Below are 24751 nucleotides of genomic sequence, written 5' to 3'. Positions count from 1 at the left end.
GGAAATTAGAAATAGGGACAAGCAATTTGAAGTTGAGATTTGGAATTTTTGATTTATAACTTGGAATTTCATTTTAGACTACCTTTGTCTGCTATTAAAATAAATTATTGAATGGGAAAAATGCACGCAGCAATTACAGCTGTCGGTGGCTATGTGCCGGAATATATTTTATCCAATAAGGAATTAGAAACGATCGTCGACACCACAGACGAATGGATAACAGCCCGAACGGGCATCAAAGAGCGCAGAATATTGAAAGGTGAGGGATTGGGAACTTCTTTCATGGCCACAGAAGCCGTGAAAGATCTTTTGAAGAAAAAGAACATTGATCCTGAATCTATCGATTTGCTTATTTGCGCAACTACAACACCCGATATGCAATTCCCGGCTACGGCAAACCTTGTTGCTGCCAATTGTGGTTTGACTAACGCTTTCAGTTATGATGTAAGTGCTGCATGCAGTGGTTTTATATACGCCCTGAATACAGGCGCTCAATTTATTGAAAGCGGCCGTAATAAGAAAGTGATTATAGTTGGTGCCGATAAAATGAGTTCTATAGTAGATTATACTGACCGTTCTACCTGTATTATTTTTGGCGACGGCGCTGGTGCTGTGTTGTTAGAGCCAAACGAGGAAGGCAATGGCGTGCTGGATTCTATATTGAAAAGCGACGGTAAAGGTTGGGTGCATTTACACCAAAAAGCCGGAGGTTCTAAAATGCCGGCTTCTATTGAAACTGTTACGGCAAGGCAACATTATATTTATCAGGAAGGACAAACGGTTTTTAAATTTGCTGTTACAAATATGGCCAATGTTTCTGCCGAAATAATGGAACGTAACGGACTTACCGCAGAAGATGTTGATTGGCTGGTGCCACATCAGGCTAACTTGCGCATCATCAGCGCGACTTCAGATAGAATGGGCTTGCCGGAAGAAAAAGTGATGCTGAATATTCAGCGTTATGGTAATACCACAAGCGGTACTATTCCATTGTGTTTATGGGAGTGGGAAAGTAAATTGAAAAAAGGCGATAACCTTATTCTTGCTGCTTTTGGCGGTGGGTTTACATGGGGTTCTACCTATATTAAATGGGCTTACTAAGTCAATAATTTAATTCGATCATAAAAGAGAGGTTAGTTGAACATTCAACTAACCTCTCTTTTATTTTGCCCTGTTGCAAAAAGCACAAGCTATCGTTCTGTTAAACCAATTATTTATTGATAAGAACCCTTGTCGGTATAGGTGCTGCTATTCCGTTTTCATCAAAGGCTTTTTTGACACGCTCCTGAACGCCGAAATAAACATCCCAATAATCTGCCTGCAAGGTATATGGCCGTATAGCAAGAGAAACCATGCCATCTCCTACTTTCAGGACACTCACCTCCGGTGATGGTGCCGTAAGTACTTTTGGATGCTGCAACATAGCTTCAGTTGCTATTTTACGGGCTTTATCAATATCCATATCTAATGCAATCGCCATAGATAAATCCACTCTTAAATTTCCGTGGGTTGTATAATTTGTAATCACACCTGTTGACAAGCCGCCATTTGGAAGAATGATGACTTTATTTTCCGGCGAAAGCATAGTGGTATTAAAAATACCTATTTCCTGTACGATGCCTGTCATTCCCTGCGCTTCAATCATATCATGTACTTTGAACGGCTTGAATATCATAATCATTACTCCTCCGGCAAGGTTACCGAGTGAACCATTTAGTGCTGCGCCGATTGCCAGGCCTGCTCCCGCCAATAATGCAGCAAAACCGGTAATGTCAACCCCGATTTTACTTACAATAACAAGGAACAATAAAATAGTAAGGGCTGCTTTTATAACCGAAAGCAGAAAACGCTGAAGAGTGGCATCAAAATTTTTCGTCGCAAATAACTTCTGTAATACCCCATTGGCCTTCCTTATCAACCAGGAACCAATTATGTAAATTAAGATCGCGCCAATTATCTTGGGCCCGTAATCAAGCGCTAAGACCTGGAGGCTCGTAAGCCACTCTTTTCCTGTGTTTACGACACCGTTTGGAGTAGGTAAACTTTGTGTGATTTGTAAATAAGTCATATCAGTTATGATTTTGTGAAAATAATACAGATATACCACTACAACTTTTATGCCAAACTCATAAAATTTTAAAATATTTTTTTAACTACTCCATATTTTCCTTTGTATCATTAGTTTGAGTTTTGTCTTCTGAATTCTCATTTCCCTGCTCTTCTTTAATAACCACCTTATGAGGGATATTTTTTGGCATTTCTTCTCCCAATAATTTGCCCCAGGGCTTCAGTTCATTTATGCGGTCAAAAATAATTTTCAGCACTGCAACAAAAGGTATGGAAAGAAACATCCCGCTGACTCCCCAGAGCGTTCCGCCAAGCAAAACAATAACTATGGAAACAAGCGCATTGACAGATACTTTTGATGATACTACACGCGGCACAACAATATTATTATCTATGAATTGAATGACCAGGTAGGCAATTACAATTAAAACCGGCGTTGTAAGACCGTCATCTTTCGTTACAAAAGAAATAAGTACCGGAATGGCTATTGCAATAACTCCGCCGATATATGGTACAACGTTTAAGATAGCACCTATAACACCAATCAGAATAGCATATTTTACACCCAGAATCATCAATGCAACTGAGTTCAGTGTTGCAATGATACAAGCCTCTATCATCAGGCCTACAATATAACTTTGAACGGCACTTTTCGTTTCCTGTAAAATGTCGGCTACCTGTTCTTTATTATCTTCTTTGAATACTTCAAAAATAAAATTCAGTAATAACGGCTTATAGAAAAGTAATAAAAACACATACAACGGTATCAGTACAAAATAACTTACGATACCAAAAACAGTATTTAAAGTCTGCCCCAGATAACCTTTGCTGTTATTTAAAGTATCATTGAGCATCTTCATCTGTTTGTCCAGCGGAATATTGAACTTCATGCTTACCCATTGTTGAGCTTCATTCAACAGCCCTAATGACTTTTGTTTCAACTGGGGCAACATGTCGCCAAACTGAATAATCTGGGTAGATAGGAAAAGCATAACCCCCGCCAGAACAATAATAGCCGTCAGTAAGGTTAAGATTATTGCAAGTATCTTAGGCACCTTCCATTTCTCCAGCCTGTTGTAAAGCGGATTCAGCAATATTGCAATCAGACCTGCAAATGCAAACGGAACTAAAATATCCTGTAATAAAGACAGAATATAAAAGAACAGGTAAAGACCAATCAGGACAAGTGGCGCCTTTATATAAAACGGGAAATTCCTGGGTCTGGGCTGAACTGTTAATTCGGCTTCCTCATTGGAGGGCCGTTGTTTCTTAAATGTAAAAAATCCCATGAGCTTCGGTTTGGAACGTGTATTGCATAAAGCTAATTAAATAAAAGAAGAGTAGTATGTTTTGATATGAATGTTTTATAAAGCCAAAGAAACACAGTTTGTTACAAATAGTTGACCAAAGACACCTGATAGGAATAATTTTTTCCCTGAATACTACTTTTATTTTACTACGCCGCAAAATGGCGTACAGCAAAACTACCTTTGATTTATCAAATGAAACAAAGTATTCACCATTAAAACATATTCAATATGGAGACAATGCAAGTTTACGAAACAATCAACGTTTCTCAGGATTTAATCAGCAGGTTAGGTTTCAGAGCGGTTACCCACCCAAGGCATTTTTACTGTGTCAGAAACGGAGAGGCTTTGGAATTGACCATTCATCTTTTTGAAAATAAAAACACAGATAATGTAATCTACTATACCGAAGCTAAATATATACTCAGTGGTAAGTTGAGGCATAAAACGCTGTTCCGGTTCAGAAAGAATGAAGACTATGAAAAGCAACATATACTTTGCCTGCACGACTTGTTTTTTGACGAAGCTATTGCTGCGCAGTTCGAGAAAGAAAATACTTTTCATCCTTCCCCGTTAATGGATAAAAACAAATCTGAATCATGGTTGAATTGGATTCGCAGCCATTGGAATACCAATCATTTTGAAAGTAAATATAAAACCTTAGGTGGCCTGATGGGCCCTGCTGATATTATTTATAATTAAACCCTAACCCCATTAAATTCCTGTCATCAGGAGGCCGGCACCCGAGGAGGGGTTGTCGGCTTTTCTTTCTTTTTATTGTTAGATTTGAACTTTGTTTTTATTTATACAATTGCAAAAACTATGTCGCATACCGATTATTATTTTCGTCATCAATGCATTCTCCGTAAACTTCAGAAAGCGCCTGCAAGCCTGGAGGAAATTCAGGATTATTATGAGCTGGAATGCGAGACACATGGCTATGCTTTCAGTTTTTCAAAACGAACATTCATAAGAGATAAAAATGAAATCCTTTCCATGTTCAAAAGGGAAATCGGTTATAATAAATCGCTGAACAAATATTACCTGGAAGAAGAAGAAATTCAGGATGATTTTGGCGGCAGAATTGCCGATACTTACAATACTTACCTTGCTTTGAATATGATGGAAAGTATTGCCGATTTTGTACATCTTGAAAAGCGACGTCCGCAAGGCATGGAACATTTCAGTGAGCTTATGCAGGCATTAAAAGGGAAATTCATCATTAAGTTTGAATACGAAAAATATGATAACAGCGATGCAACGGCAAGAAGGGCAGAACCGTTGGCACTAAAAGAATTTGAAAGTCGCTGGTATTTACTGGCAAAGGACCTGAAGGATAATACCATAAAGATTTTTGCTCTGGATAGAATGAGTTATCCGGAAACAACGAAACAGCGTTTCAAGGCTGATAAGAATTTTAATGTAAATACTTATTTTGAACATTGTTTTGGTATTGTGAGACCTTCTGAAACCAATGCAAAACCGGAAGAAATTATTCTTTCGTTTAAAGGTAATAAAGGCAAATATATCAAAAGCCTTCCGCTACACATTTCCCAGCAAATTATTAAAGAAGACGAAAAGGAATTACAGGTGAAATTATTATTATTCATTACCCATGACTTTGTAATGGAAATCCTGAAACATGGCGATGAGGTGGAAGTATTACAACCACAGCAATTGCGGAAATCTTTAAAGACAATTTTGAAAGGAGCAGAACAATATTATTAGGAATATTTATATTTTTCTTGTTTAATGATATTCTGATAAGAATTAATATCGATAGGCCTATTGTCAATCTTTCATGCCTCAGCGCATTTTTATCTTAACTTTGCTTTTCAACAGCGTTTCACTGAATGACCGGTGAAATTTTTACAGATAAATTGCGACAATGAATCTTTCCGAACTATATCGACGTGCGCTCAATTTTGAGTTTCTTTCTGCAGAAGAAGGAGCCTATATGTTTGAACATGCACCGCTTGCTGAAATTGCTTTTGTGGCGAATGAACTGCGTAAAATTCAGGTGCCGTATAATAAAGTCACCTGGATTATTGACCGTAATATGAACACAACCAATGTTTGTACGGCCAATTGTAAGTTTTGTAATTTTTACCGCATTCCCGGCCATGCCGAAGGATATACGACCGATATTGAAACCTATAAACGTAAAATAGAAGAAACCTTCCGCTACGGAGGCGAACAGCTTTTATTGCAGGGAGGTCACCATCCTGATTTGGGTCTGCCTTATTATGTGGATTTATTCAGGCAGTTAAAAGCACTATATCCAAATCTGAAACTTCACGCGTTAGGGCCACCGGAGATTGCACATATTTGCAAAGTAAGCGGTGTAACTTATTATGAAGCTTTATCAGCATTGAAAGAGGCCGGTATGGACAGTATGCCCGGCCCGGGTGCTGAAATTCTGGATGACAGGGTACGCCGTCTGATTTCCAAAGGGAAATGTGGTGCAAAAGAATGGCTGGATATTATGGAAGTGGCGCATCAGTTAAAGCTTACAACCAGCGCTACCATGATGTTCGGACATGTGGAAACCATTATGGAACGTTTCGAGCATTTAGTAAAATTGCGTGAAGTGCAGGCCAAAAAACCGGAAGATGCAAAAGGGTTTCTTGCTTTTATTCCATGGACTTTCCAGGATGTCGATACTTTGTTGAAACGTATTCGTCGGGCTAAAAATGATACTACACCCGAAGAATATATCCGAATGATTGCCATGAGCCGTATTATGCTGCCAAATGTGAAAAACATTCAGGCAAGCTGGCTGACCGTTGGTAAACAGACAGCACAGCTTTGTTTACATGCAGGAGCCAATGATTTCGGCTCTATCATGATTGAAGAAAATGTAGTGAGCGCCGCAGGTGCACCACATCGTTTTACCGCCGAAGGTATTCAGGAGGCTATTCGGGAAGCGGGTTTCGAACCGCAATTGCGTAACCAGCAATATGAATTCCGCGAAATGCCGTTGCTGGAACAGCAGGTGATTAATTATTAGTCGATAGTTTTTAAATTTGTTTTTATAGAAAATGCCAATCTTTTAAGATTGGCATTTTCAGTTGAATCAGTTTCATATCTCTATTACTTCTCATGATTGACCACTAATTACTAACCTTTAATCTCTATTCACTAACGGCTAAAAGACTAATTTGCTCATTTCCCAATTATCCCCTTACTTTGGAATATGGTAAATTATTCATCTGATGTTGAAGCTGTAAAAGGCCTGCAACAGAAATACGAAGAACTGCGTGGTGCCGTTGGGCAGGTTATTGTAGGGCAAATGGATGTGATAGAAAAGCTGATTATTTCTATTCTTTGTAATGGACATAGCTTGCTGGTGGGTGTTCCCGGGCTCGCAAAAACATTATTGGTAAAAACAGTTGCAGATGCTTTGGATTTGTCATTCAAGCGTATTCAGTTTACACCCGACCTTATGCCGGGCGATATTACAGGTGCAGAAATATTAGACGAAAACCGCAGGTTCAAGTTTTTAAAAGGACCCATTTTTGCAAATATTGTTTTGGCCGATGAAATAAACCGTACACCGCCCAAGACTCAGGCAGCCTTACTGGAAGCCATGCAGGAACGAAATGTAACCACTGCAGGCGAAGAGTTTAAATTGCCCGCACCTTTTTTTGTATTAGCCACACAAAATCCGATTGAACAGGAAGGGACCTATCCCTTGCCTGAAGCACAACTGGACCGTTTTATGTTTCAGATAATTGTGGATTACCCGGCTTTTGAAGAGGAAGTTCAGATTGTAAGACAGACCACAAGTCCGCAGAATATTAATTTACCCAAGGTTTTGCATGCAGAAGAGATTTTATATTTCCAGCAATTGGTGAGAAGAGTTCCGGTACCTGATAATGTGTTGGAATATGCTGTAAGACTGGTTCAGAAAACAAGGCCAAATAAAAACGACAGTAATAGCCTTGCAACTCAGTACCTGGCCTGGGGCGCAGGTCCGCGCGCTTCGCAGAATCTGATATTGGCTGCTAAATGCTATGCTTTATTACATGGCAAATATTCTCCTGATATTGAAGATGTAAAAGCTATGGCACAATCCGTACTTTTGCACAGAGTAGTAGGAAGCTACAAGGCAGAAGCAGAAGGCATTTCAATTGCTGAGTTGATAGACAGATTATTGTAATGGATTAAATGGTTTTATGGTTTAATTGTTCAAACCATATTGTGAATGCAACATCGCAATAACAATTTAATCATTTTGGCAATGAAACAATTTAAAAATGGAAAAGACAAGAGCAATATTTGAGCGTTGGATTATATTAGAAGCTGATTTGGTGGAAAAATTTGGCAAGAAACCCAATATGGAAGCCATTTTGTTTTTGATTGGCATGAATGAATACAGAGGCAGGATTCCCAAAATAAAATTCTCAAAAGAGCAGAAACAGGATCTGATGCATGTTGCGGTTTGCACACTACTGGCACAAGATGGTTATTATCAGTTAGAAGGATATGATGATGAAGGCTGGCCGCATTTCAGGCAATTGAAACATGTAGAAACAGACCAGGATACACTGATGGCACAAGATGCTTTACTGAAAGAGTATATTCTGGAATATTTCGGAATCGAATAAAAATATTGAATGACCATAATTGATTTGACAACTTTTAAAAAAGTTGTCAAATTTGTTTTAAGCATAAAATTATCTGGCAAAATGATTATCCCAAAATATCCTGCAACTGGCACTACTATTTTTAGTATAATGTCTGCTCTTGCAAATGAACATAAGGCAATCAATTTATCGCAGGGCTTTCCCGATTTTCCAATTGATGAAATGCTCGGGAGCCTTGTAAATAAAGCTATCATGGATGGGTTTAATCAATACGCACCTATGATTGGCTTACAGAACCTGAGAGAAGCTATTGCCAATAAAATCCTGCATTTTCAGAAAGTAGAAGTAAATCCTAATACGGAAATTACGATAACTCCCGGCGCTACTTACGCCATTTATACCGCCTTTGCAACTATCCTTCAGCCCGATGACGAAGTTATTGTTTTAGAACCCGCCTATGATAGTTATGTGCCTAATATCTATACCTGCGGTGCGACTCCTGTACGGATAACGTTAAACGATGGAACATTTGAAATAGACTGGAACAAAATATATGCTGCAATAACCACTAAAACAAAAGCAATCATTATCAACAACCCACATAATCCCTGTAGCGTAACATGGTCTGAGCAAGACTTTCAGCATTTAATAACTTTGGTGGAAAAGCATAATTTGTATGTAGTTTCGGATGAGGTTTATGAGCATTTGGTTTTTGATAGCAAAGAGCATATTTCTGTTTTAAGATATCCTGAATTGCGTTCCAGGAGTTTTGTTATTCATTCTTTCGGTAAGGCATTTCACAGTACCGGTTGGAAAATGGGTTATTGCATTGCGCCGGCTGAATTGATGCATGCATTCAGGGCTATTCATCAATATCTTGCCTTTAGCGTGAACACGCCTATGCAGCAAGGTATTGCAACATATTTAGATGATTTGAGTCATCTTGAAACGACAACCCGCATGCTGCAACAAAGAAGGGATTTTTTTCTGGAACAGATGAAGGCAACCAGATTCAAATGGCTGAAACCTGCCGCAGGAAGCTATTTTCAATTGATGAATTATGAAGCCATTTCAGATTTGCCAAGTATGGAATTTGCAATATGGCTCACAAAAAATTATAGTGTTGCCTGTATTCCGTTAAGTTCCTTTTATCAGGACGACAACAATGAAAAATGGGTCCGTTTTTGTTTTGCAAAAAAAGAAGAAACATTAATGGCTGCAGTAGAAAATCTCAAAAGTATTTAGAGGAAAATTCCTGCCCGCTTTCCGAATGTATAACAAGTAGGTGAAATTTTATTGCTGCCGCTATACACTTATTATTAATAATTCCTTCATTGCGTATTAACTATTAAGCAATGTTTATTTCCGCTCTTTGCATATAGGAAATGACGAATTTATTTTTGTTACCTTATGATAAAGAGAGAAATTGAGTTGCTGGTTTTGTCCGATATTCATTTGGGCACCTATGGCTGCCATGCCAAAGAATTACTTCAATACCTGAAAAGCATTCAACCAAAATCTATTGTGTTGAATGGCGACATCATCGATGTATGGCAATTCAGTAAACGTTATTGGCCTTCTGAGCACATGATGGTGATAAAGCACCTTATCGGGCTTATAGCAAAAGGAACACCCATCTATTACATTCCCGGCAACCATGATGAAATGATGCGTAAGTTCAAAGGAACGCAACTGGGTTCATTGAGGATTGTAAATAAACTGTCATTGAACCTTCATGGAGAAAGAACATGGATGTTTCACGGCGATGCTTTCGATGTGGTAATGCAACATTCCAAATGGCTTGCAAAGCTTGGTGCCGTTGGATACGATACACTTATACTCATTAATCGCTTCATGAATTTCTTTTCTGAAAAGATGGGAAGAGGTAAACTTTCGCTTTCAAAAAGAATTAAGAACAGTGTAAAAAGCGCAGTTGCATTCATCAATAAATTTGAATCAACCGTTTGCGAGATTGCTGCTGAAAATAATTATCAGTATGTGATTTGCGGGCATATACATGAACCTGCATTAAAACATGTCGTTACAGATAAAGGAACAGTTTGTTATTTGAATTCCGGCGACTGGATTGAAAACCTGACTGCATTAGAGTACAATGATGCACAATGGAAAATTTATCGCTATTATGAAGATGAAGTTGCTCAGAGCGTAGAGCTGGAGCATCGTTCAAAAAATAAAGAAAGTAATAAGGCGCTTTTTAACAGCCTTCTTGCTGAAATGAAAATCACTGTTTAACCGCTTTCACCAAATATAAAAGCCCCTATATAATACGTTCTGTCATTACTATGAAAATTTTGTATGCGATTCAAGGAACAGGAAATGGACATCTCTGCAGAGCCAAAGATATTTATCCCGAACTACAGAAATATGGCGAAGTAGACTTGCTTGTAAGTGGTTATCAAAGTGATATTCCATTGCCATTTCCTGTTAAGTACCGATTGAAAGGACTGAGTTTTATTTTTGGGAAACATGGTGGTGTCTCGTTGATGCAGACAGCAAAGCGATTGAATCTGTTTCAATTTGTGAGAGATGCTTATCGTCTTCCTGTTGAAGATTATGATTTAATAGTAAATGACTTTGAACCGATTTCTGCATGGGCTTGTAAGTTTCATGGTCATCCCTGTATTGCATTAAGTCATCAGTCGGCAGTAGTACATGAGGCTGTGCCCAAACCTAAAAAAGATGGCTGGTTTGGCCGTAGTATCCTCAAATACTATGCCCCTTTTTCTTCTCATTACGGTTTTCATTTTAAGCGATACGATTCAAATGTGTTCCTGCCTGTTATAAGAAAAGAAGTACAAGCTCTGGAAAGTAGTACAGGCAAACATTACACGGTTTACCTACCTTCTTATAATGCAGAAGCGCTTGTCAGGTTTTTAAGTAAGACACAGAAAGTGGAATGGCAGGTGTTTTGTAAACACACCAAAGAAGCATTTCAGTTCGAGAATATCTCAGTTTCCCCTATATCAAATGATGCATTCCTTAAAAGTTTATCTGAATGTAAAGGAGCCTTATTAGGTGCGGGTTTTGAAGGGCCTTCAGAAGCACTGTATCTTAATAAGAAATTAATGGTTGTACCGATGATGCGTCAGATAGAGCAGCAATGTAATGCCGCTGCTTTAGAGCAATTAGGTGTTCCCGTAATACCTTCTCTGCAACCAAAATATTTTGAGAAAGTAAACGAATGGATTTTAAATGACAGTAAAGTAGAAGTAACTTTTTCAAAAGAGACAGCTGCTGTTGCTGTGGAACAACTGATACATGATTTTTTAGAAGGAGTAGAAAAGAGATTAGGTAATCCCATGCCGGATTTCTATTAGGCAAAATATTTATACTTAAATAAAAATAGCTCCATCATCTGTTGACGGAGCTATTTTATTTTTGATCTTAACGGATGTATTAAGAACCTGTGTTTTTTGTTTTTGGCGATAAGTCAAAAGGCACAACAAGTTTGAAACTGATGTTTCTCCCCATATTAAAAATGCCAGGTTGCACACCCGCCGGAACTTCAGGATTATCAAAATACTTTAACCTGCTCATATTGGATTGATAATTTACATTAGCCAGATTAGTACCTTCTATAAATAAATCAAGTATCTTCTTGCCTGATGCATTTACGAGACTGGCGCCTATACCTGCGCTCAGCAAATTATATCCTGCGGTGTAAGTCTCGGTTCCGTATGCCGCAAAAAATCTGTTTTGCGCATTAAAATGATCGAAACCGACAAAGCAATATAAATTATTGACCCGCTTGAACCCTTTAATAAAAGTGCCGCGCAGTTCAGAGTGCAGATGGAAAGGTGGAATAAATGGTAAATACTTCAAGTCATTATCAACAGTGCTGCCATTGCCTAAGTTAGTGCCATAAGTAAGCGTAGCTTCATTCTCAAAATGTAACCAGGGCAAAGGGTGTATGTCAAGGCCGAATTCCGCACCTTGTATGCGGGCTTTCGTCTGAACATAAGTAAAAGTATTGTAGCCTTGTGTAGTTACAGGTGAGCCGTCAGGATTCAGCAATTGTTGCTGGAAGATATAATTGTCAATTGTATTGTGGAATAACTCTGCACTTGCAGATATATTAGGCAAAGTAAGAAATGCCCCGATATCGCCTTGCAGACTAAATTCCGGTTTAAAATTGCTGTTGCCCAGATGGTATATCTGCGAGCCCGGATCTGCACCGTTTGCTGATAACTCGGCAATGCTTGGTGCCCGGAAGCCACGTGCGATATTGGCTTTCAGCAAAAATTTATCTGAGAAATTATAAGTGGCACCAATGCTTCCTGTAATACCCGAAAAGTTTTTACTTAATGCTGCGAATTGTTGCGTTACATTAGCTGCACCTTCAGGATTAGACCCTGTATAGAGTTTGGGAAAATCGGCATTACTTGTATCGAGGTACATTGCTTTTCCACTGAAAGAACGGGTGTCATAACGTACGCCACCTGAAAGGTCTAATTTGCCAAATGTTTTCTTCATCACGAAAAAAGGTCCTATATCAAACTGATTATAAACAGGTATAGGAAAGTCTGTTCCAGGACCGATACCGTTATGTTGATACATTCCATTGATACCAAAGGTTGTTTCGTAACCATTGCCAATTTCAAAATTGTACTTCAGGTCATATGTGTAGCTGCTCAGTTCCAGGTTAAGGCCTGCAATATCTGTTGCTTCAGGGTGCGTAAACTCTCTTCTGTGACTATATTGATAACCCAGGTTTACCAATAGGTTTCCGTTGCCGATATGAAAATTACTGTTATTGTAAATTCTATACAATTGTACATGTTGATGCAAATCCGGAATAGAGTAGCTATTCAATGCTGATGCAGGAACAATTTCCATGTCATCATCTGAAATGGCTCTTGTAAAGCGGCGCGTAGCCGAATCCCGGCTACCATCAGGAATTGCCTGAACATCATCATACAAAGAAGCATTGAAATAAGAATGGCCCCATGCTTTATTGATACCAAGCATAACCCTGGCATCCTTTTCCTTAAAATTGGTGGCATATACACGACCGTCATGTTCATTCTGATAATTCTTGCTTTCTTTTGCTGAAAGAACGGTACCCCATATCAAGCCATTGTTATTGCCTTGTAGTTTCAGGGAACCATTAACCAACCCATTATTGGTTCCATAGATTCCGCTAACCGACCCCAGAATCTTACCATTTGGAACAGGTGGTGCTGTTATAAGATTGACTACGCCCCCAATGGCATCAGATCCGAAACTCAGACTGGCAGGCCCTTTGATTACTTCTACCCTGTCAATGGAATTTTGATCCACTTCTATACCATGTTCATCTCCCCATTGTTGACCTTCCTGACGAATGCCATCAACAGCAGTAACGACTCTGTTATAGCCAAGTCCTCTGATAAAAGGCTTGGAAACGTTAGGTCCTGTAGATACGGCGCTAATGCCCGGCATATTGGCAATTTGATCTATGATATTGCCCGAAGCAGCATGCTGATCCATATAAGCTTTGCTTACTGCCAACATAGGTACGGGGTCTCTTTTAATCTCGGTGGCTTTGCTGACACCTGTAATTACAACTTCGTCCGCTTCAATAGACGATTCATTAAGTTGTACATTCAATACAGCATTTTCATTGATGGATACTTTCTGGTTTACGGTTGCATAACCTATATAACTCACTTGAACCAGATAAACACCTTTTGGCAGATCACTAAGCATATACTTCCCGTTTGCATCCGTATTGATACCAATTCTTAGATCCGGAATGTAAATAGTTGCACCAACAATGGCACTGCTGTCGGATTTGTCTGTAATTGTACCATTCAGAGCACCATTATTGGATGTACCCGTTATTGGCGGTTCTTTTGAAAATGCGTTAATATTGAGAAGTAGAAATAGGAAGCAATAAAATAGCTTGAATTTCATTGTTATTATTATTTGAGAGCATATTGCAAAGAACAATAAGATTCAATGCAGCATGCTGTATGTTTTTGAAAGATTAAACTCAGGAATTAATAGCTTACAGATAACATAGAATTTCGTTGAATTCTTAATTGAAATCAAAGAAATATAGAGTATCTGAAAAAAATCAACGAAATCAGCAGGCATAACATATCCCGGCAGATTGAAAATTTAAAGCTAAATGGAATCAAACGATAGATGGAGGCCCGCGAAGTGTAGTGTATAGGCCGGGCCTTGAAACAACAGGTAAATCAGCCAACAGGAACTTTTCGGTATGTTCTAATGCCGGATGAAATTGTAAGTTAAATGAAGAAGATAAAAATACAGGTGAAGGGAATTGAAGGAAATCACAGTGATGGTGTTCATTCTCGAATGACATTGCACCGGGATGCTTTCCATCCTGAACATGGTCAATGGTATCCTGATGGCCAATAAAGCTATGGACAAATTCATGCGCAACGCCCGACAGCATCATTAGCAGAACCAAAGATGCAGCAATAAATATATTTAGGATGCGCTTCAACATGAATTAACGAAGCAAAGGTAATCAATCTTTTTAAATGCAACTAAGATGCAATAAGCTTAACTGAATGAAAACATTCCTTACAGAATTCTTACCTTTTACAAAATCCCTTAAATCCTTAAACTCAATTTCTAATTTCTAAAATCTGATATCTCATTATTGATTACTTTTGCCTCTGAAAAAAACACACCACATGCCAATTTTAAAATTCCGGGTTTACTGGGAAGATGATGATAATATATATAGAGACATCGCATTGAAAACGGGGCAGTCATTTCAATCCTTCCATGAAGCTATTCTGACTGCTTATGAATTTGATAAAAAGCATAGTGCTTCTTTTTTTACAAGTAATGACAAATGGATTCGTGGCAGGGAAATTTCTTCCGAAGTGTTGGTCAACAAAAAAGAAGCGCCGGCCTTGTCTATGATAAAGACTCCTGTTTCTGCACTGGTGGAAAAGCCTGATGAAAAATTTGTTTATACTTATGATCCAGTAAAAAAATGGACATTTTTGATAGAATTAATCGGAGTCGAAAAGGAAGAAGACAGCAGAAAAGAATATCCTTATTGCTTCAAAAAAGAAGGCGTTGCGCCTGCGCAGACAGGTATAAAAGGCTTGGCTAATGAGCGTTTGGTGGAAATTGAGGAAAAATATGATTTGACTTCTGAAGATATGAGCGAAGGTTTTAGCGATGAAGGTGAGGAGAAAAATGGTTCTGATGATGATACTTCAGGATTTGTAACAGATGGCGATGAGGCATTTTAATAAAAACATTATTATAGGATAAATTTGTAGAGACGTTGCATAGCAACGTCTCTACAAATTTTGATGAATGCTGGATATGCATAACAAGAAAAAACTCATAGTAATAGCAGGACCTACGGCTGTTGGCAAAACGGCTGCGGCTATTCATGTAGCAAAGCATTTCGGAACAGAAATTATTTCTGCCGACTCAAGGCAATGTTACTGTGAGATGAGCATTGGCACTGCAAAGCCTGACGCGGCGGAGCTTGCAGCCGTTCATCATTATTTTATAAATTCCCATAGTATTACAGAAGAATTGAATGCCGGTGATTACGAGCAATTGGCATTGGGTTATTGCGATGCTGTTTTCAGCAAAAGTGATTATGCTGTTGTTTGTGGTGGAACGGGTTTATACATCAAGGCATTATGTGAAGGCATTGATGAAATGCCTAAAACAGACCGCGCAATAGAAAAGGCATTGCAGGATGGTTATGATGAAAATGGTATGGAATGGTTGCAGAACATAGTAGCAAAAGAAGATCCTGAATTTTATGCCGCTGCAGAACAGCAAAACCCTGCAAGGCTGATAAGGGGCATTGCTTTTAGGCGGAGCACAGGTATTTCCATTGTGCATTTCAGAAGTGGCAATCAAAAGGAAAGATATTTTGATATCATTAAAATCGGCCTTGATTTGCCACGTGAAATTTTATATGATAGAATCAACAGAAGGGTAGATATTATGATGGCGCAGGGTCTTTGGGAAGAAGCTGTTGCGCTTTATCCGCAAAGGGCGTTGAAGAACCTGCAAACGGTTGGCTATACCGAAATATTTGAATGCTTTGATGGTGTTATTACACAAGAGAAAAGCATTGAACTGATTAAGCAACATAGTCGCAACTATGCCAAAAGACAATTAACCTGGTTCAGGAAGGATAAAGATTTTAAATGGTTTGAGCCGACTGATTTAAAAGGTATTTTATCGGCGGTGGAGAGAAGCTAACTTTTTTAACTTATTGCATATTGCGATGCATGATTTTACATTTATTACTATTTTAGCGGCTAATTATGGATTCTAAAACATACAATGGAAAACACAACAAGTATTTTTGATAATATTGATCAAATAAGATTAAGCAGAAGACAATTATTGCCTTGGTGGATTAAAATATTCTGCTGGTTTTTTATGTTAATTGGTATATTGGCTATTGTTTGCCTTCTTATCAGCTTATTTGGATTTCAACCGAATTTAAGTTTATATGGTTTTGAAACTCATAATCCTTACTCAATAACAGGTTTAATGATCATTGGACTTACCCTTTTAAAAGGTATCGCTTCCTATGCTTTATGGTTTGAAAAAGACTTTGCTATAAAAGTCGGAGTAATAGATGCGATTGTCGGAATCTTGACCTGCATTGTTTCGATGACAATGGTATTAATTACGCCAGATACCAAATTTATTTTTAGGTTAGAATTAATATTATTGATTCCTTATCTTATCAAATTGGTTAAAATAGAATCTAAATGGAAAATTAGTTTTGAAGGTAAAGAAGGTTCTAACATCGAAGAAGACAAACCTTTTATTGAATAATGTCAGTAATTATTTTTTACAGAATTGTGCCGGATATGAAATATCCGGCACAATTCTGTAAATCACTAAATGAATAAAGTAGTTTAATAAGTCTGCCCCTTATAAAATACCTTGTACATATTGGCTCCGAAGCGATATTGAAGCACATCATAATCAAGGCGCCAATCGGTGATGTCAGCACTTGTTACATCGTATATATTGCCGTCAGAAAATAGCCTCAAAACATTTGACCTGTTTTTATAGACTACTGAGTTGTAAGCTACTTTAAAGTCTGCAGGATAATAGCTTTCCAAAGTATATATTGTTCCTTTATAAAAAACCTTGAAATAGCCTGTTGCATCCTGAAAAGCTACTACATTGTCTTTTACCCTGAAGTCAGGCTGAAAATAACCTATGTTATAAACCGAATCCTGATAGAATATCTTAAAATAATTATCATAACCTACAAAAGCCACTACATCATCTCCTGCGGAATAACTATACGGCTGAAATTCGTCCACCTTTGTGGTTTTACCGCCATGAAAAATCTTGAATGTTTTATTGATGTCAACATAAGCAGTTGTATTTCTGCCCACGTCAAAACTTGTGACAAGATTATTTTCCTGTTCTACTATTGCACCATGATAAAAAATACGGAATTGGTCGGCGTAATTTACATAGGCAGCAATATTATCAGACACCTTTATGCTGGGCAAAGCCCCCGATGCAATATCCATTTCATTGGAAATAACAACGGTAGTGTCTTGTGAAAATAAATCACTGCTGGTTGCTGCCAGGAAGTTTTCAATTGGATAGATCTCGCCATTATAATAAGCCTTAAACTCTTTCTGTACGCCTTCAAAAAACAAAACCACACTATCTCCGGTATAAAACTGGTCGCAATATTTAGATAGATTCATGACACTACCTTTATCCCAAACCCATAGTGCTTTTGCATTTTGGTAAGTGAGCAAGTTGTCTGTTACCTGAAAATTAGACGTAAAGCCATCGTTTATTTTAGTAGAACCGCCATTATAATAAATTTTAAAATTTCTTGAATTGTCAAGATATGGAATGGCAATGCGGCCTACCTTATATTGTATGGGGACCAGGTATTCAATTTTGCGGATGATAGCATTATCAAAAACCATGAACTGGTTCTGGAAATTAGTATAAGCAGAAAGCTGTGCGTTTACTTTTGATTCGCTTATAGAAATAAGCAGCAACAGGAACAGGGTAAATCTTATTTTCATCCTAAGTGTATCTTGTTTGAAAAGGTGGGTACAGCGTAAAAGTAAGAAATGGCTTTAAGATAAATGCATTTTATGCATATTAGTTATAACCTCTTAACATTTAAAAAAGCAATTGTCGGGAAGTCTGTAAAAATGGAAAGCTGACCCAAGAATGAGTCAGCCCCTATAAACCCTATCACCATGAAAACAAAGTGTAAATATAAAACAAATACAGAAAAATCGCAAGGAGCTTTTCCTTACTAAACTTCTTTTTTTGTTCTATTTTTTCTTTTTCGGAGTGAACATCGCAAGCATTCTGCGACCTTCCATCTTCGGCATAGCCTCTAATGTTCCCCATTCTGCAAGACGTTCCGCAAATTTCAATAACAGCAATTGACCTCTGTCCTGAAACAAAATGGAACGACCTTTAAATTGTACGAAGCATTTTACCTTATTGCCGTCCTGCAGGAACTTTTCTGCGTGCTTGGCTTTAAAGTCGAAATCATGGTCATCCGTATTTGGCGTAAACCTGATTTCTTTTACTTCCGTTTGTTTTGCTTTTGCCTTTTGCTCCTTTTCTTTCTTCTTCTTCTCGTAAAGGAATTTGTTATAATCAACCAATCTACAAACCGGAGGGTCGGCATTAGGCGAGATTTCCACAAGATCCACTTCAAGTTCTTCCGCCATTTTACGGGCTTCTTCAAGGGAATAAACGCCAGGTTCTATATTTTCACCCACAACACGAACCTGAGTAGCTCTAATGTGTTGATTTATGCGGTGTTCCGCTTCTTTCCTAATGGGTAATCTCGGTTTTACTCTTTTCTGCATTAAGTTTTTAAATGTTAAGTATGGAGCAAAGATAGGTTTTAATTAAAACCAAAATAAAAAATTAGCTTTTTTTCTTAAATGAATGTATTGCGTTGTGTGTGAACTCACTTAAAACAAGTTTACCGCTGATGGCAGCACGTTGTGTAAGCAATTCGTCCCAGTTTTCAGTGCCTTCCCAGAAAACCTTTTTTAACTGTGTCATTGCTTCCGGATTGGAATGAGCAAGTTTATTGGCCAGTACCGATACCGCTTCATTGACTTGTGCAACATCAGTGTGTATTTCGGCATATAAACCATGCCTGCGTGCCCATTCAGCGCTGCGCCATTCTGTTGCATCAATAGCCAGTGCAGAAAATCCGGCAACACCTATTTTGCGTTGAACGGCAGGCCCTACCACAAACGGGCCGATACCTACGGCAAGCTCACTTAATTTAATAGAAGCAGTATCAACAGCAATAGCATAATCTGCAGCAGAAATAATGCCTACACCGCCACCAACTGCCTTACCCTGCACACGCACAATTATAAACTTATGGCATTTGCGCATGGCATTGATTACCAAAGCAAATCCGCTGAAGAATTTTTTCCCGGCGGTTTCATTTTCAATAGCCACCAATTCATCAAAAGATGCGCCGGCGCAAAAAGAACGTTCTCCTGCGCTTTGCAGCACAATTACTTTGGCCCTGTCGTCTGTACCTACATCGTTAATGGCGCGGGCAATATCGGTTAAAATAGCTGCAGGCAAAGAATTGCTTGAAGGATGGTAAAATTCAACTTTTCCTATTCCGTGTTCAATGGAAGTATGCACGTATCCTTCCGGATGTTTTGCGATCATAAGTGTAATCAAATTAAAATAATGCGGTAAAAGTATAACAAGATTTAAAGAAAACGGAATCCTTTTTTGTAAATATTCAAAATAAAAGGCTGGGAATACCCCTCGTTTTTCCGGTTGGTAAAGTTTGGCACGATATTTGTACTACCTCATATGAAAAGCATTTTATCAGAGTTTGCGGCAAGTAATTACATTTTGTATATTTATTTCTAAGCATACTACAGTGATTTTAAATAAAAAATATGCTTTCAAAACCAACCTTATAAGCCATTAATAAAGTCTTTTAGCCAAAATAGTCATTATTTAGTCTTTAGTAAAGTACTAATAAATTCATTTTATAAATTTTAAATTAATGAAAAAGATTCAATTATTATTCATCTTCCTATTAAGCTTTGCATTCAATGCAAAAGGGCAAATCGTGTATCAGGATATCGTTCCCGACCTAAATGGGACATCTGTACAACAAGCCGTTTTAGGTACTACATTTACCTTTGGCGGATGGGGTTCCGGTGTGTTTGCCACTGATCCCTTCGGTGGGCAAAATGTTATGGTCATTGATAATGGTTTTGATTGGATAGCCGTATTGAATCAGGGAGATATGATTGGTCCAACTAATGCATGGAACGTAGATGCATGGCCAAGCAATAACCCATACCCAGTGACAGATAAATATTTAGGATTCAGGGTGGGTGCTACGGGTAATTATAGGTATGGCTGGTTCAAGGTTAGCGTTGCCGGTGCAGCTCAACCTTTTTATACTTTTACCGTTAAAAGTTATGGCTATCAGAGCACTGTCAATACAGCTATTGCTGCAGGCGACGAAGGAGCAGGCGCACCTGCACCGGTTGCAGCATTTTCAGGCAATCCGCTAAACGGACAGACAAATATCACCAATATCACTTTTACTAATCAAAGTACCAATAACCCAACATCATGGGCATGGACGTTCACACCCAATAACGTATCTTATCAAAACGGCACATCTGCTACTTCTCAAAATCCGGTGGTGAGATTCACTGCAGCAGGTACATATACTGTTGCAATGACAGCGACCAACGCAGCAGGTAACAATACACATACCAAGAACAATTACATTACTATTACTAACCCTCCGCCTCCCGATGCAGCTTTTACAGCTAATAACCTTAATCCTACAACAGGCATAAGCACCGTTACGCTTACCGATCAAAGCATCAATGCTCCTGCAGCATGGCAATGGGCAATAACACCGAATACAGTAACCTATCAAAACGGCACATCTGCAACTTCTCAAAACCCGCAGGTACTTTTTACTGCTAATGGCACTTATACAGTTAAATTGAAAGTAACCAATGCTTTCGGTGCAGATTCGTTGACACAGACAAATTATATTACAGCTTCTCCGCCACAGGCGCCGGATGCAGCTTTCATAGCTAACCCGCTTAATGGTGTTTCTAACGCAACCGATATTACTTTCACGGACCAGAGTTCTCATAACCCCACAAGTTGGAGCTGGACGTTTACACCTAATAATGTAAGTTACCAGAATGGCACTTCCGCTACATCGCAAAATCCGGTTGTGAAATTTACACAAGCCGGTACATATACTGCTAAATTAGCGGTAAGCAATAATGTAGGAACAGATTCTTCTGTAGCAGCCAACTATATTACTATTTTAAATCAGCCGCCAGATGCAGATTTCAATGTAAATACTACAAATGGTAATGCTGCCCAGACCATATTTGATTTTACCGACCTTACTACCAACGGGCCTACTACCTGGGCCTGGACATTTACACCTAATACGGTAACTTATGTGAATGGTACATCTGCTGCTTCACAAAATCCGGAAGTGACATTTAATAATCCGGGCATGTATTCAGTTAAACTGGTGGCTTCTAATAATGGAGGAACGGACAGCGTTACCAAAACGAATTACATCAATGTAGTGCCGAGTATATTTGTTCCTGATGCTGATTTCGCTGCTGATGTTACAAACGCGATTAAAAACCAGACTGTAGTATCATTTACCGATTTGAGTCAACATCTTCCTACTTCCTGGTATTGGACTATTACCCCCAATACCTTCGTGTACCAGAATAATGGGAATTCTACTGTTCAGAATCCGAAAGTCATATTTACAGCCGCAGGTACTTATACCATTAAGTTAAAGGCAACAAACGACTTAGGATCTGATTCGGCTACAAAAACAGCATACATTACAGTTACTAATGGTACTACAACAGGCATTAAAGAACAAACACTAAATAAAGTGTTGAATGTATTCCCGAACCCTGCCGATAACTATCTGAATTTTGAACTGCAGGCAGGTGTTAAAATTCAATCGGTAACTATAATGAATCTTGAAGGAAAAGTGGTTAAGATTTACAATAACCTGAAAGACAATAAAATTAATATCTCCTCATTATCCAAAGGAATTTACTTCCTGAAAATGGAATTTGAGAAGGAGCATAAAGCTGAATTCAGAAAATTCAGCAAGCTGTAAGATTTCTTGCATTGGGTTTAATGGGTGAAGGTCGCGATTCTGTAAAAAGGTCGCGGCTTTCTTATTTGAACGTATGCTTTGGAACTATTCGGTTTGAAATTAAACATCAGGTTTTATGCTGAAAGATTATTCCTGTTTCTTAAAGAGGAGAACATTCTATAAAGATAAAGGAGTCAGACTACGCAGCCTGACTCCTTTATCTTATAAATATTATAATAGGATTATACGCCTACACCTGTTAATTTCAATACCCAGTAAACCAGAGCTGCCATCAACGCACTTATCGGAATTGTAATAATCCAGGCCCAAAGTAAATTGATAGTAACACCCCATCTTACAGCAGAAAGCCTTTTAGTGGCCCCAACACCAATAATGGAACCGGTAATGGTATGTGTAGTACTAACAGGTATTTTCAGCATTTCGGTAATGAATAATGTCAAAGCTCCTGCTGTTTCTGCTGCTACGCCCTCAAACGGTGTAACTTTAGTAATACGCGTTCCCATTGTTTTAATGATTTTCCATCCACCACTCATTGTTCCCAATGCAATAACAGTATAACATGCCAGGGGAACCCATGTAGGCATTGCTTCAAAATTATTAATTTGTCCGCCGGCAATCAAAGCCACCGTAATGATACCCATTACCTTTTGAGAATCGTTACCACCATGCCCGATACTGAATGCTGCAGAAGAAACTAATTGCATACGTTTGAACCAGCGTTCGCTCTGGGCATAATTCATAATGCTGAAAAATAAGGAGAATATAGCCATCGCAGTAGCGATAAATGCAATCAATAACCATTTTACATTCTCCCCAAACACAAGCATGCTTATTGTCCTCGATGCGAATCGCGGTTGGTAAGTCGTTTCGAGTTGTACCGGTTTACCATCTCTTATTACATTAATCACAATGGCCTCATCTTGCTTGTGATAATTAAAAGCTGCATCCAGCGTTCTTTCATTAATTACATTTACCGGATTGATATTGGTAACAATATCATCTTTCTTCAGGCCCATAACCTGAGCAGGCGTCTTATTCACCACGTCTTTGATTACAAGACCTTTTTCAGATTTCTCGGTTTTTTTAACACCGAGGATTTTAGAAGTACTTGTTTCAAGGCATTGCGAAATCATAAACAGGGAGCCGGCAATAACAAGAACGGAAACGATTTTTGGCAGAATACTTTTACGGAAAGAATTGAGGAACCAGACCGAAATAATAAATGCCATGATTAACCCAATCAGCGGTGCAAGGAAAATAAAACTGGTAATTTTAATAATAGTACCAACTTCAATAGCTCCGAAACCTGCATGGGCAATAGCCGCGCCTGCAAAGCCTCCGATTAAGGTATGAGAGGAACTGGAAGGAATACCAAACCACCATGTGATGAGGTTCCATACAATAGATGCAATAAGGCCCGCACAAATAACCGTTAATGTAATGAAAGGAACGCCTGCGGCATCTTGCCCTTCTTTTACCGTTTTTGCAATAGTATTGGCAACGCCATGATCCTTAAAGATAAAGAACGCAACAAAATTGAATAATGCCGCCCAGAGTACCGCCTGAAAAGGTGTAAGTACTTTAGTGGAAACTATCGTGGCAATGGAGTTGGCTGCATCATGAAAACCATTGATGTAGTCAAATATCAGAGCCAGTATGATAATGATAATTAGTAGTAAACTCATAATGCCGGAAGAAGCGGTTTTGAATAGGCAATAAGCAATACCTGAAATTGCTTTTACTTATGATTAAGCATATTTAATAATGATGGATTCAATTACATTCGCCGCATCTTCGCACTTGTCTGTAATAACCTCCATGTCCTGATAAATATCCTTAAGTTTAACCAATTCAATGGCATCTATATTACTGGCAAATAATCTTATAATCGCATCATCCAAAAGATCATCCGCCTGATTTTCCAGGCTGTTGATCTGAACGCAGGCTTCGGTAATAGCATGAAGGTTTTTCATATTACGTAACTCATGCAAAGCTTTCGCCAGAGACTTAATGGCATTTTGAATAACAATTACCATATCCTTCATATATTGATCTACTTCCTTAACCTGATAGTTCACTATTTTTTTGGAAGAAGCATAAATGAAGTCAGCCACATCATCTAAAGAAGTTGCCAGGTAATGGATATCTTCACGATCAAACGGAGTAATGAAATTCTGACCTAATTCAACAAAAATCTTATGGGTCAACTCATCATTTTTATGTTCCAAATCTTCTAACGCACGCAACAGTTGAGTACGTTTTGTCGGATTTTCTTCTTCAATAGCTGTCCTGAAAGCTCCTCCCATCTCAATAAGATTGGCGCCCATCTGTTCAAAAATGCTATAAAATACTTTGTCCTTTGGAAGGAAGATTTTGATAATGGAATTTAAACCCATAAAGTCTTAGTTAATACATTATTATAATTGGCCGCAAAATTACCTTTCCTGCACCGCAAATTACTTGTTTTGGCAATTCTTAATAATTTGATAACGTTGAAATGTTGTAAAAATAATCCCATTGTAAATCAATAATTTATACCATTTTTTAGCAAGATATAATGGTTAAAACCACCGGTTGTCTTCAAAACTTTTACCTGTAAACAGCATCAGATTGTCAGGTAAATT

Annotated in this window: 22 protein-coding genes; 13 read left to right on the top strand and 9 right to left on the bottom strand. The window is 38.4% G+C overall.

The features are described from left to right. Positions 1-111 precede the first annotated feature (111 nt). Positions 112-1101 (top strand): beta-ketoacyl-ACP synthase III, encoded by a 990-nt coding sequence (locus tag F0919_RS06820; protein WP_150031958.1) that lies wholly within the window; start codon positions 112-114, stop codon positions 1099-1101. Positions 1102-1210: 109 nt separating this feature from the next. On the opposite strand, the gene F0919_RS06815 is transcribed toward F0919_RS06820, so the two are convergent. Both F0919_RS06815 and F0919_RS06810 read right to left on the bottom strand, forming a co-directional pair. After that, a complete protein-coding gene (locus F0919_RS06815; RefSeq protein WP_150031957.1) occupies positions 1211-2068 on the bottom strand; it encodes a mechanosensitive ion channel family protein in 858 nt (285 codons plus the stop codon). Positions 2069-2153: 85 nt separating this feature from the next. Continuing rightward, the gene (locus tag F0919_RS06810; protein WP_150031956.1) at positions 2154-3356 is read right to left on the bottom strand and encodes an AI-2E family transporter; all 1203 of its coding nucleotides are present in this window, start codon (positions 3354-3356) and stop codon (positions 2154-2156) included. 249 nt (positions 3357-3605) lie between these two features. Between F0919_RS06810 and F0919_RS06805 the strand changes: the two genes are divergently transcribed. The 8 genes from F0919_RS06805 (at position 3606) to F0919_RS06770 (ending at position 11301) form a co-directional block, all read left to right on the top strand. Continuing rightward, the gene (locus F0919_RS06805) at positions 3606-4076 is read left to right on the top strand and encodes a hypothetical protein (RefSeq protein ID WP_150031955.1); all 471 of its coding nucleotides are present in this window, start codon (positions 3606-3608) and stop codon (positions 4074-4076) included. Between the two features lie 120 nt (positions 4077-4196). Next, a complete protein-coding gene (locus F0919_RS06800) occupies positions 4197-5102 on the top strand; it encodes a helix-turn-helix transcriptional regulator (RefSeq protein WP_150031954.1) in 906 nt (301 codons plus the stop codon). 160 nt (positions 5103-5262) lie between these two features. After that, complete coding sequence (mqnC, locus tag F0919_RS06795; RefSeq protein ID WP_150031953.1) at positions 5263-6384, top strand: cyclic dehypoxanthinyl futalosine synthase; 1122 nt, start codon at positions 5263-5265, stop codon at positions 6382-6384. 186 nt (positions 6385-6570) lie between these two features. Next, entirely contained in the window at positions 6571-7536 is a 966-nt protein-coding gene (locus tag F0919_RS06790) for an AAA family ATPase (protein WP_150031952.1), read from the top strand. A gap of 97 nt (positions 7537-7633) precedes the next feature. After that, positions 7634-7984, top strand: a complete 351-nt coding sequence (locus F0919_RS06785; RefSeq protein ID WP_150031951.1) for a hypothetical protein — start codon at positions 7634-7636, stop codon at positions 7982-7984. An 81-nt stretch (positions 7985-8065) separates the two neighbouring features. Further along, positions 8066-9208 carry a methionine aminotransferase gene (locus tag F0919_RS06780; RefSeq protein ID WP_150031950.1) on the top strand — a complete coding sequence of 381 codons (1143 nt, stop codon included), beginning with the start codon at positions 8066-8068 and terminating at the stop codon, positions 9206-9208. 165 nt (positions 9209-9373) lie between these two features. Then, positions 9374-10216, top strand: coding sequence for a UDP-2,3-diacylglucosamine diphosphatase (locus F0919_RS06775; protein ID WP_150031949.1), 843 nt, complete (start codon positions 9374-9376; stop codon positions 10214-10216). Between the two features lie 50 nt (positions 10217-10266). Beyond that, a complete protein-coding gene (locus F0919_RS06770) occupies positions 10267-11301 on the top strand; it encodes a glycosyltransferase family protein (RefSeq protein ID WP_150031948.1) in 1035 nt (344 codons plus the stop codon). A 79-nt stretch (positions 11302-11380) separates the two neighbouring features. Here the strand turns inward: F0919_RS06770 and F0919_RS06765 are convergent, their stop codons facing one another. Continuing rightward, positions 11381-13879: a TonB-dependent receptor gene (locus tag F0919_RS06765; RefSeq protein ID WP_150031947.1), complete on the bottom strand. Its 2499-nt coding sequence runs from the start codon at positions 13877-13879 to the stop codon at positions 11381-11383. Positions 13880-14102: 223 nt separating this feature from the next. Continuing rightward, a complete protein-coding gene (locus F0919_RS06760) occupies positions 14103-14441 on the bottom strand; it encodes a hypothetical protein (protein WP_150031946.1) in 339 nt (112 codons plus the stop codon). 190 nt (positions 14442-14631) lie between these two features. On the opposite strand from F0919_RS06760, the gene F0919_RS06755 reads away from it, so the two are divergent. The 3 genes from F0919_RS06755 to F0919_RS06745 all read left to right on the top strand — a co-directional run bounded on the left by F0919_RS06755 (position 14632) and on the right by F0919_RS06745 (position 16771). After that, a complete protein-coding gene (locus F0919_RS06755; RefSeq protein ID WP_150031945.1) occupies positions 14632-15204 on the top strand; it encodes an IS1096 element passenger TnpR family protein in 573 nt (190 codons plus the stop codon). Between the two features lie 76 nt (positions 15205-15280). Further along, the gene (miaA, locus tag F0919_RS06750) at positions 15281-16183 is read left to right on the top strand and encodes a tRNA (adenosine(37)-N6)-dimethylallyltransferase MiaA (protein WP_150031944.1); all 903 of its coding nucleotides are present in this window, start codon (positions 15281-15283) and stop codon (positions 16181-16183) included. A gap of 84 nt (positions 16184-16267) precedes the next feature. Continuing rightward, the gene (locus F0919_RS06745) at positions 16268-16771 is read left to right on the top strand and encodes a hypothetical protein (RefSeq protein ID WP_190277293.1); all 504 of its coding nucleotides are present in this window, start codon (positions 16268-16270) and stop codon (positions 16769-16771) included. Between the two features lie 83 nt (positions 16772-16854). Here F0919_RS06745 and F0919_RS06740 read toward each other — a convergent pair whose 3' ends face one another. The 3 genes from F0919_RS06740 to F0919_RS06730 all read right to left on the bottom strand — a co-directional run bounded on the left by F0919_RS06740 (position 16855) and on the right by F0919_RS06730 (position 19645). Next, complete coding sequence (locus F0919_RS06740; protein ID WP_150031943.1) at positions 16855-18003, bottom strand: hypothetical protein; 1149 nt, start codon at positions 18001-18003, stop codon at positions 16855-16857. Between the two features lie 258 nt (positions 18004-18261). Further along, positions 18262-18810: a translation initiation factor IF-3 gene (infC, locus tag F0919_RS06735; protein ID WP_150031942.1), complete on the bottom strand. Its 549-nt coding sequence runs from the start codon at positions 18808-18810 to the stop codon at positions 18262-18264. Between the two features lie 61 nt (positions 18811-18871). After that, positions 18872-19645 (bottom strand): enoyl-CoA hydratase/isomerase family protein, encoded by a 774-nt coding sequence (locus tag F0919_RS06730; RefSeq protein WP_150031941.1) that lies wholly within the window; start codon positions 19643-19645, stop codon positions 18872-18874. 349 nt (positions 19646-19994) lie between these two features. Between F0919_RS06730 and F0919_RS06725 the strand changes: the two genes are divergently transcribed. Further along, positions 19995-22127, top strand: coding sequence for a PKD domain-containing protein (locus tag F0919_RS06725; RefSeq protein ID WP_150031940.1), 2133 nt, complete (start codon positions 19995-19997; stop codon positions 22125-22127). Positions 22128-22348: 221 nt separating this feature from the next. On the opposite strand, the gene F0919_RS06720 is transcribed toward F0919_RS06725, so the two are convergent. Both F0919_RS06720 and F0919_RS06715 read right to left on the bottom strand, forming a co-directional pair. Beyond that, positions 22349-23812, bottom strand: coding sequence for an inorganic phosphate transporter (locus F0919_RS06720; protein WP_150031939.1), 1464 nt, complete (start codon positions 23810-23812; stop codon positions 22349-22351). 63 nt (positions 23813-23875) lie between these two features. Continuing rightward, entirely contained in the window at positions 23876-24523 is a 648-nt protein-coding gene (locus F0919_RS06715; RefSeq protein ID WP_150031938.1) for a DUF47 domain-containing protein, read from the bottom strand. Positions 24524-24751 lie beyond the last annotated feature (228 nt).

It is taken from the genome of Taibaiella lutea (assembly GCF_008629695.1).
GTDB lineage: Bacteria > Bacteroidota > Bacteroidia > Chitinophagales > Chitinophagaceae > Taibaiella > Taibaiella lutea.
This window is presented reverse-complemented; position numbering and strand designations above follow the sequence as displayed.